Below are 582 nucleotides of genomic sequence, written 5' to 3' on the forward strand. Positions count from 1 at the left end.
TGACATTGAACATGCGCGAACTCGACCGTCTGAAGGTGATCCAGGCCGTGGTGGATATGGGAGTCAAACCCGGTCGAGCCGCGGAGCGTCTCGGCCTGACGGTACGCCAAGTCGAGCGGCTGGTGCGGCGATATCGCGAATCGGGCGCGGCGGGACTTACGTCACGCAAACGCAACAAGCCGGGCAATCGGAAGCTTGACGAAGGCTTGGCCTTACGTGCGCTGACCCTTATTCGCGAGCGCTACTTGGATTTCGGACCGACGCTGGCGTGCGAGAAGCTGCGTGAATGCCATGGCCTCGTGCTGTCGAAGGAAACCGTGCGGCACCTGATGACGGATGCCGGCCTTTGGGTGCCCCGCAAGCAACGCCCGCCGAAGGTCTACCAGCCGCGTGCCCGACGAGCCTGTTTCGGTGAGCTCGTACAAATCGACGGCAGCGATCATTACTGGTTTGAAGACCGGGGGCCCGCGTGCGCACTGCTGGTCTTTGTCGACGACGCGACGAGCCGGCTGATGCACTTGCACTTCGCGCCGACCGAATCGACTTTCAGTTATTTCGAGGCCACGCGCGCGTATCTCGAAC

The 582-nt window shown here is 62.2% G+C and carries 1 protein-coding gene; it reads left to right on the forward strand.

Features of this window, described 5'->3' with window-relative positions; genetic code table 11:
- Positions 1 to 5: 5 nt before the first annotated feature.
- Positions 6 to 582 (forward strand): ISNCY family transposase (locus tag AWB74_RS45220; protein ID WP_200822137.1); only part of this gene is annotated, 577 nt, incomplete at its 3' end.

The sequence above is a fragment of the Caballeronia arvi genome, assembly GCF_001544695.2.
In the GTDB taxonomy this organism is placed as follows: Bacteria; Pseudomonadota; Gammaproteobacteria; order Burkholderiales; family Burkholderiaceae; genus Caballeronia; species Caballeronia arvi.